Source organism: Parvibaculum sp., from assembly GCF_002684405.1.
Classification (GTDB): domain Bacteria; phylum Pseudomonadota; class Alphaproteobacteria; order Parvibaculales; family Parvibaculaceae; genus Parvibaculum.
The window spans coordinates 1-8,536 of record NZ_NYVD01000085.1 but is presented as its reverse complement, the minus strand read 5'-3'; the positions used below and the strand labels follow the sequence as shown (position 1 = coordinate 8,536).

The 8,536-nt window shown below is 58.3% G+C and carries 9 protein-coding genes and 1 pseudogene; 6 read left to right on the top strand and 4 right to left on the bottom strand.

Annotated features, from left to right (window positions below; all coding sequences use genetic code 11):
- On the bottom strand, positions 1-254 hold a 254-nt coding region (locus tag CMI59_RS07460), incomplete at its 3' end, for an alpha/beta fold hydrolase (protein ID WP_293326786.1).
- 227 nt (positions 255-481) lie between these two features.
- Here CMI59_RS07460 and CMI59_RS07455 point away from each other — a divergent pair.
- From CMI59_RS07455 to CMI59_RS07430, 6 genes are all read left to right on the top strand, one after another.
- A complete protein-coding gene (locus CMI59_RS07455) occupies positions 482-1,312 on the top strand; it encodes an FCD domain-containing protein (protein ID WP_293217722.1) in 831 nt (276 codons plus the stop codon).
- 67 nt (positions 1,313-1,379) lie between these two features.
- Complete coding sequence (locus CMI59_RS07450; RefSeq protein WP_363102412.1) at positions 1,380-2,561, top strand: nitronate monooxygenase; 1,182 nt, start codon at positions 1,380-1,382, stop codon at positions 2,559-2,561.
- Positions 2,562-2,613: 52 nt separating this feature from the next.
- A complete protein-coding gene (locus tag CMI59_RS07445) occupies positions 2,614-3,060 on the top strand; it encodes a PaaI family thioesterase (RefSeq protein ID WP_293217716.1) in 447 nt (148 codons plus the stop codon).
- 125 nt (positions 3,061-3,185) lie between these two features.
- Positions 3,186-4,820: an NAD(P)/FAD-dependent oxidoreductase gene (locus CMI59_RS07440; RefSeq protein WP_293326780.1), complete on the top strand. Its 1,635-nt coding sequence runs from the start codon at positions 3,186-3,188 to the stop codon at positions 4,818-4,820.
- 161 nt (positions 4,821-4,981) lie between these two features.
- A complete protein-coding gene (locus CMI59_RS07435; RefSeq protein ID WP_293217708.1) occupies positions 4,982-6,235 on the top strand; it encodes a cytochrome P450 in 1,254 nt (417 codons plus the stop codon).
- 86 nt (positions 6,236-6,321) lie between these two features.
- Positions 6,322-6,648 carry a 2Fe-2S iron-sulfur cluster-binding protein gene (locus CMI59_RS07430; RefSeq protein ID WP_045448706.1) on the top strand — a complete coding sequence of 109 codons (327 nt, stop codon included), beginning with the start codon at positions 6,322-6,324 and terminating at the stop codon, positions 6,646-6,648.
- Positions 6,649-6,892: 244 nt separating this feature from the next.
- Here CMI59_RS07430 and CMI59_RS07425 read toward each other — a convergent pair.
- The 3 genes and pseudogenes from CMI59_RS07425 to CMI59_RS07415 all read right to left on the bottom strand — a co-directional run.
- Positions 6,893-7,092: pseudogene (locus CMI59_RS07425) on the bottom strand (IS3 family transposase); the annotation flags it as partial.
- A 49-nt stretch (positions 7,093-7,141) separates the two neighbouring features.
- Positions 7,142-8,230 (bottom strand): LLM class flavin-dependent oxidoreductase, encoded by a 1,089-nt coding sequence (locus CMI59_RS07420; RefSeq protein WP_045448710.1) that lies wholly within the window; start codon positions 8,228-8,230, stop codon positions 7,142-7,144.
- 39 nt (positions 8,231-8,269) lie between these two features.
- The coding region (locus CMI59_RS07415) for an enoyl-CoA hydratase-related protein (RefSeq protein ID WP_293326776.1) at positions 8,270-8,536 on the bottom strand (267 nt) is incomplete at its 5' end.

Below are 8,536 nucleotides of genomic sequence, written 5' to 3'. Positions count from 1 at the left end.
TATTCTCCCTGCGCGATCATGCCCGCGATGCCGCCCAGAGATGCGCCAACCAGGACCGGAGGCACGGAGAAGCCGTCCGCGATGTCGAGGAGATCCTCCGCGAAACGCTCCATTCTGTAGTCTCCGTCCGGAGACCAGTCGCTTTCGCCGTGCCCGCGCAAATCGACGGCGAGGGTGTAGTATCCGTTTTGTCCCAACCTTTTACCGCAGGCTTGCCAAGCATGGCGTGTCTGTCCGCCGCCATGGGCGAGCATGACCGGACGCCCATGGTCGGGGCCGAATGCGTCCGCCGCGATTTTGAGATTTTGGACAAGGGTGAACAAGGTCCGGTTTTCTGACATCAAACGCCTTTTTCCAATGTTCTTCGTATGTGTATTAAGAGCCGGAATCCATTATGATAAATTGATGGGATGTTGCAAACACGGACGATGGTATTGTAGTCGGGTTCGCCCAACCGTTCCCTGATGGGGGGCGATTGGTCTTGAAAACGAAGAATGCAGGTATACGAATGAAAGCGAGCGTGTCCGTTTCGCGAGTTGGCCGATTTCCGAAAGGGTCCGGCAAGCGTGCCCTCACAGTTGCGAGGCAGATTGTCGACGACATTGAGCAGCAAGGTGCCGAGGTCGGAGATCGCTTGCCACCGGAACAGGAGATGCTCTTACGGTATGGCGTGGCCCGCGCGACTTTGCGGGAGGCGCTCAGGTTTCTGGAACTGCAGGGCATCATTTTTCTGCGGCCCGGCCCCGGCGGCGGGCCGGTTGTTCAGGAGCCTCGACCGAAAGATTTTGCCAGTACAATGGCGTTGCTGCTGCAGTTTCTCGGCACCACATTCCGTTCGCTGATTGAAGTGAGGCAAGCGGTCGGCCCGACCATGGCGGCGCTTGCGGCGGAGCGTGCGTCCGATGAGGATATCGACAAGCTGAATACCTCATTGGCCACTTTGAAGACGCTGTCCGTATCTTGCGACTCCTATGCGGAGGAGAACAGGCGTTTCCACGACGTGCTTGCGTGGGCGTCTGGCAATCCCTTGATCGGATTTCTGATCAGTTCGCTTCACAACATTACGAATGCGTCGGAAGTCGGCATAACTTACACCGAAGGTGAGCGTGATTATCAGATCAAGGCGTACGGACGGCTTCTCAAGGCGATTGAAGATCGCAATCCGGACCTCGCCTTCACCGAAATGTCCCGGTTCATAAGCCGATCCGACAAGTATCTGGAATCTCGTCATCCCGACATCATGTCCAAGATCGTGCGTTGGCAGGATGTGGACGACCTGAGCGTGCCGCGGGTTCCCCGACGGAAACGCTAGGCGAGTGCTAGCGATTTCGATGTCGTTTTTTGCGGCACTTGCGCCGGTCCTTGGGCGTCGCTAATTTATGATCATAAATAACGCGGCCGATGAAGTCGCCCATGGGAGGTTAGCTATGACTCTGCATAGCCGAGTATGTGATATTCTGGGAATCAAATACCCGATTTTGCTGGCCGGTATGGGCGGTGCGAGCGTTCCACGGCTTGCGGCGGCGGTATCGAATGCGGGTGGCCTCGGTGTGCTTGGTGCGGCTGCTTGTTCTCCCGATCAGCTGCGCGAATGGATTCGGGAAACGCGATCGTTGACGGACAAACCATTTGGTGTAGACACCCTGCTGCCAGCCTCCGTGCGCAGGGAAGCCTACAAAGGCAAGGCGGGTCCGTCTCCGATGGATCTGCTGCCTGAGTACCAAAAATTCGCGCAAGATTTTCTGAAGAAGGAAAACATACCGCCGCTGAAATCCAGGGCGCGGGAATCCGAGGAAGCTCACCGGTCGTCCAAATCGAGCGCGCCGTTGTTTTCGAAAGAATTCTTCGAAGCGCAAATGGAAGTCGTTGTTGAGGAACGGGTTCCTGTCTATGCGGCGGGTCTCGGCAATCCGGGACCCTGGCTTGATCGGCTCCACGCCAACGGCACCAAGGTGATGGCAGTCGTCGGCGCCGTAAAGCATGCCCTGCAGGTGGTCAATTCCGGCATCGATCTGATCGTTGCGCAAGGTCATGACGGGGGCGGGCATAACTCGCCCATCGGAACGATGGCGCTCATCCCGCAGGTTGTCGATGCGGTTGCGGGTCGCATTCCCGTGCTCGGCGCGGGCGGCATTTCCGACGGGCGCGGGATCGCGGCTGCAATGATGCTCGGCGCCGAAGGTGCCTGGATCGGTACGGCGTTTCTCGCGACCGACGAGGCGGGCATCGAGGACTTCCAGAAGGAAGCGATCGTCGAGTCGGGTGACGGTGACACACTTGTTTCGCGAACGGTCACCGGAAAGCCGGCCCGGATCATTCGCAACAAGTGGTCCGAGGCTTTTGTCGAGGCGGGTCTGGAGCCGTTGCCCATGCCCTTCCAGCCCATGGTTGCGATGCCGGTTCTGGCGGCGGCGGCGGCGGTAAAGCGGAAAGACATCGCTCCCGGTTTCGCAGGGCAGGGCATGGGCCTCATTCACAAGGTAAAGCCGGCTGCGGAAGTCATGGCCGATCTCGTGAAAAGCGCCGAGAGCTCGTTGAGCAGTGCAAACGCCTATCTGTAAGCCTCGGCTGCGCGCCCTGGGGATCATTTATTGAAGGTTCGGAGAAAACGAAATGACAATCGTTGCAAAACTGCCGGAGTTCAACCAGGAGATCGCAGAGGGTTTCATAAACGCCAGCAATTCAATGAAAGGGTTGCCCGAATTTCTGGGGGTCCGCATCACGCATATCGAGCCGGGCAAGCTCACTGCCGAGATGGAAGTTTCCGACCGGCTGTTGACGCCGATCGGAAACATGCATGGTGGGGTGCTGGCTGCGATGTGCGACCATGTTCTCGGCTGCGTTTGCTATCCGCATATGCGGAAAGGACAGTGGGCGGCCACGACGGAATTCAAGCTCAATCTGCTGGCGCCGGTATCGTCGGGCAAGGTTACAGCAGTGGCTGAACTGATTGCGATGACAAAATCGACTGCGGTGGTTCGTATAGATGTGACGAACGAGGGCCGCGCCTGTTGTGCGGCCCAAGGCACCGTTCTCATTCGCGATCCAAAGCCCGCTTAGGCAACGCAGCTCCCCTCCCGGCGCTGCGAGGAAGATTGCTCGGCGACCGAATATGGTTTTGATGAAGTAAATTCCGGAACGATATCCACCGTTTCGTGGCGGGGATAGGAAGGGAAGCTGTTTCCATGAGTTCGCTACAATCCGGCCAGACGCAAAAAAATGACGATGCCGAGGTATTCGATGCCCTCATTGTCGGAGCGGGATTCAATGGCATCTATCAGCTTCACCGCTTGCGGCAAGAAGGTTTCAAAGTGCGCCTGTTTGAGGCCGGTGCCGACATGGGGGGCATCTGGTACTGGAACTGCTATCCTGGCGCGCGGGTCGATTCTCATGTCCCGATTTATGAATTTTCGATCGAGGAATTATGGCGCGACTGGAACTGGACCGAGAGGTTTCCGGCTTGGGACGAGCTGCGCCGCTACTTCCACTACGTCGACAAAAAACTCGATCTCAGCCGTGACATAAGATTTGGCACGCGCGTCAGCGCGGCGGAATTCGACGAAGCGCGCGATCAATGGGTCATCCGCACGACCGATGGCGCCGTCGTGCGCGCCCGGTTCTTTATCCTTTGCACAGGTTTTGCGTCGAAACCCTATATTCCGAACTACAAGGGTCTTGAAAGCTTCGCGGGAGAATCATTTCACACGGGATTGTGGCCCCAGGAAGGCGCCAGTTTCACGGGCAAGCGGGTTGGCGTCGTGGGAACCGGAGCGAGCGGCGTTCAGGTGGTACAGGAAGCCAGCAAGGATGCGGCACATCTGACGGTGTTCCAGCGCACGCCGATCCTCGCTCTGCCGATGCAGCAGCGCAAGCTCGATGTCGAGACGCAGCAGCGGATGAAGGCCGATTATCCGGAGATATTCCGTGTACGGCGGGAGACGTTTGGCGGATTCGACATCCTGAGGGACGAAAGGTCCGCGCTGGAAGTGCCGCCGGAAGAGCGCTGCGCGCTTTATGAAAGGCTTTGGCAGAAAGGCGGCTTCCACTACTGGATTGGTGGATTTTCCGACATCCTGACGAATGAGGAAGCAAATCGTACCATGTACGATTTCTGGCGCGACAAGACCCGCGCCCGGATCAAGGATCCGGCATTGGCCGACAAACTCGCGCCGATGGAGCCGCCACATCCCTTCGGCGTCAAGCGGCCTTCGCTGGAGCAGTGGTATTACGAAGTGTTCAATCAGGACAACGTCAGCCTGATAGATGTGCGAGAGACGCCCATCGCGGAAATAGTTCCCGAAGGCGTGCGCACGGCGGATGGTCTGGTTGAACTCGATATGCTTGTTCTGGCGACGGGATTCGACGCCGTGACCGGCGGGTTGACACAGATCGATATACGCGGGACGGGCGGTGTGACGCTCAAGGAAAGATGGACCGAAGGCGCGCGTACTTATCTCGGTTTCGCGACGTCGGGATTCCCGAACATGCTTTTTCTTTACGGTCCGCAGAGTCCTTCCGGATTCTGCAACGGCCCGACATGTGCCGAATTGCAGGGTGAGTGGGTCGTCGGTTGCCTCAAACATATGCGCGAGAATAACAAGCGGCGGATCGAGGCGACCGCTCAGGCGGAGGAAGAATGGACGCAGTTCCTGAACGCCATCGCCGACATGACGCTCTTTCCCCGGGCCGATTCCTGGTACATGGGTGCCAACGTTCCCGGGAAACCGCGGCAGCTTCTGAATTTCCCCGGCGTGCCCATGTATATGGACCGGTGCAATACCGCCGCGGCCAAGGATTATGAAGGATTCGTCCTGGATTGATGTATCTGCGGCAGCCTCGCTGCCGGTTTTTGGGGGAGCCTGCGGGACAAAAGCGTTTGACGCTGAATCGTCCATATGATTTATTATAATGAATTACACAAAAGATTGCATGCGCCATGACGGGGGGATGCCGCGTAGCTGTCGATCGGGAGGACGGAGAGATGACGACCGACACATTGACTAGAGATCCGGCTTCGACGGTCCCGCTTTCTCAGATGGATGTCAGCGATCCAAAGCTCTTTCAAAGCGACACGATCGGGAGCTACTTCACACGGCTGCGGCGGGAAGACCCCGTCCATTATTGCCCCGAGAGCGCCTATGGCCCTTACTGGTCGGTAACGAAATTCAACGACATCATGCAGGTCGAAGTGAACCACCAGACGTTCTCCTCGGAGGCTAAACTTGGTGGTATCACCCTGCAGGACATGCAAAGCGGCGAAGCGTCGCTTGAACTTGAGATGTTCATTGCGATGGATCCGCCCAAGCATGACGCTCAGCGCAAGGCAGTCAGTCCGGCTGTCGCCCCGTCCAACCTTGTTCTGCTGGAGCCCATCATCCGCGAGCGCGCGGGGCTTATTCTCGATTCGCTTCCCGTCGGCGAGGAGATCGACTGGGTTGACCGGGTTTCCATCGAGCTTACGACGATGACGCTGGCGACACTGTTCGACTTCCCCTGGGAGGAGCGGCGCAAGCTCACTCGCTGGTCGGATGTTGCGACCGCGACGCCGGAGACGGGCGTGGTTTCTTCGTTTGAGCAGCGCCGCGAGGAGCTCCTCGAATGTGCGCAATACTTCAAGGGCCTTTGGGACAAGCGGGCCAACGAGCCGCCGAAGCCCGATCTGATCTCGATGATGGTGCATTCGCCCGCGACGCGGGACATGCCGTATCTCGAATTTCTGGGCAACCTGATTCTCCTGATCGTCGGCGGTAACGACACCACGCGCAATTCCATCAGCGGCGGGGTGCTCGCCCTTAATCAGAACCCGGCCGAATACCGCAAGCTCATGGCCGATCCAGGCCTCATCCCGAAAATGATCCCCGAGATCATCCGCTGGCAGACGCCGCTGACGCATATGCGTCGGACGGCACTCATGGACGCCGAAATCGGTGGCAAGAAGATCAGAAAGGGCGACAAAGTCGTTATGTGGTACCTCTCGGGAAACCGGGACGACGAGGTAATTGACCGCCCGAACGAGTTCATTATCGACCGCCCGAATTCCCGTCACCATCTTTCCTTCGGTTTCGGCGTCCATCGCTGCATGGGGAACCGCGTGGCGGAGTTGCAGTTGCGCATCATCTGGGAAGAAATCCTGAAGCGTTTCAGCAAGGTGGAGGTCGTCGGCGCGCCCGAGAGAACGCTGTCCAACTTCATCCGCGGGTTCACCCGTCTGCCGGTGAAGCTGCGCGGGCATTAGTTCGCGACGGAGCGGCGCCCCCGATTCATCGCGAAAACGAACGCTCCACTCGCCGTTTCATCCAGCATGATCGAAAAGAGAAAAATATGCCCACAGTCATTTTCATCGAGCCGGACGGCGCTGAATATCCTATCGCGGTCAAGAGTGGCACGACTGCGAGGGACGCCGCGGTCAACAACGGTGTGCCGGGCATCGACGGCGATTGCGGGGGCGAATGCGCCTGCGCGACCTGCCATGTGCATGTCGATGCCGCGTGGATGTCCCGGGCCGGCATGGCCGAGCCGGGCGGCATGGAAGCCAACTTGCTACAATTTGCCGAAGGTTCGACGGAAAACAGCCGCCTTGCTTGCCAGATCACAATGACCGACGATCTCGACGGTCTCATGTTGAGAATACCCGACGGTCAGCACTAGTCGCAGTCGGCGTGCGGATTTCGAGGTTCCTCCCCCGATCCTCCCCTTGAAAGACGGGCGTCGACTGCCCCTTGGGTCGAGATAGATCTCCTCCGACCCAAACCTCGTCTTCGTGCTGATCCCGAAAGTCGGCAGCGTTGGGACGCTGAATCAACCGAAATCATTTGCCTTCGACGGCGCCGCTCTTCCCGGGTGTCAGCATAACAGCGCTGTCGTCATCTTTTCCGGCCTGCGAAGTTCGTTTATTTCGTGAGGGTTCGATCTTGCGGGCCATGCGTTCGATCTTGAGCGAGGAGAGGCGCTCGCCATCGCTGCACTGTCCCGGCAATTTCCAGACCGGCTCATCGAGCATGCATCCCTGTGATCGGAGAGATGCATCGGCGCATCCGGCTTTCCACGCCGCCAGATCGCCGTTACCAAGGCATCGACGACAAGCCGGGTCGTCGCCTGGTTTTCAGATCAGACCGCCACGAGGCTTCCAGAAGCGGACGCGTCAAGCCACCTTGCGTTTGCTGCTCTTTCTCAGGGCCGGTATGACGTGTCTGGCAAACGAACGCATGCTTTCGGCTGCTTCCTCGTAGCTCATGCCACCGAAAAGGAAGCAGGGATTGATGTCGAATTCGCCCAGAAGCGATTTGCGATATTCGAACTTCTCGACGATTTCCTTGGGCGTCCCCCAGGCCGTGACATCGAGGTAGGTCTTGGCCATTCCATCCTTGCCGAGCGCGCGAATGGCGTCGACGGCCTGGGCGTAGGACTCGTAGCCCTTGGCGTTCTTAAAATGCTCGCCGGCCAGTTCATAGTGATCGAGTACCGAAAGCAGATAGTTGGTCACATATTTCTGTCCCAACTCCTTCGCGCGAGCAGGATCGGTGTCGCAATAGGTGAAGTCGCATATCATGATCGGCGGTGCGTCTTCGCCATGCTGCGCCTTGTACGCAGCCTTGTATTCCTTGACGGCCTCGGCCTGAGCTTCCCACGGCTTTTGAGCAAAGATCACCATCCGCGCGCCAGCCTTCGCGCACTGAAGAACGGATTCCGGCGACATGGCGACCTGATAGATGCGCCCCTTGAAGGAGCCGCGCGGATTGGGACGGATTTCTATCCGCTTCTGCGGATAGAAGGGGCCGCTTCCTTCGATGAAGCCGGTCTCGAGAGCGTCTATAATCATCGGGCTTGCTTCATCGAAGCGTTGGCGGGCTTCGTCCATGTTCACGCCCATGCCGTCATATTCCTTGCGCGCCAGACCGCGCCCCATCCCGAAGAGCGTTCGGCCTTGGCAAAGGTGATCCAGCAGGACGACCTTTTCCGCGATCCGAACGGGCACATTCCAGGGAAGGATGACAGCGCCGGTGCCCAACTTGATGCGTTTGGTGCGCGCCGCCATGTAACTCAGGAACTGGGTGTTGTCGGGACAAAACGAATAGTCCTCGAAATGATGCTCGACGGGCCACAATGCGTCAAAGCCGAGTTCTTCCGCCAAAAGCCCGAGACGGATCTCCTCGTCATAGACCTGGCCGTCGGTTACGCCAGAGTTGGCTCTGTCGAAATTCTGAAAAACCATCTGAATGCCGAACTGCATCGGAACGTCTCCCCGTGGTAATGATTTCGGTTTCTTGCTTCAACGGCCCTTATAGTTTGGCTTGCGCTTCTCCATGAATGCCTTGGGCCCCTCGCGGGCATCCTCGGTCTTGAACACGGGGGCTGCGAAGCGCGACTCCATACCCATCGCCTCGCTCTCGGGGCGTCCCAGACATTCGCGGGCGGATTTGCGAATCGCCTGAACGGCGATCGGCCCATTCGCGGCGATCTTCTCCGCGAGTTCGAATGCCGCGTCGAGCACTTGCTTCTGGGGGACGACACGATTCAGGAATCCCAGATCGTAGGC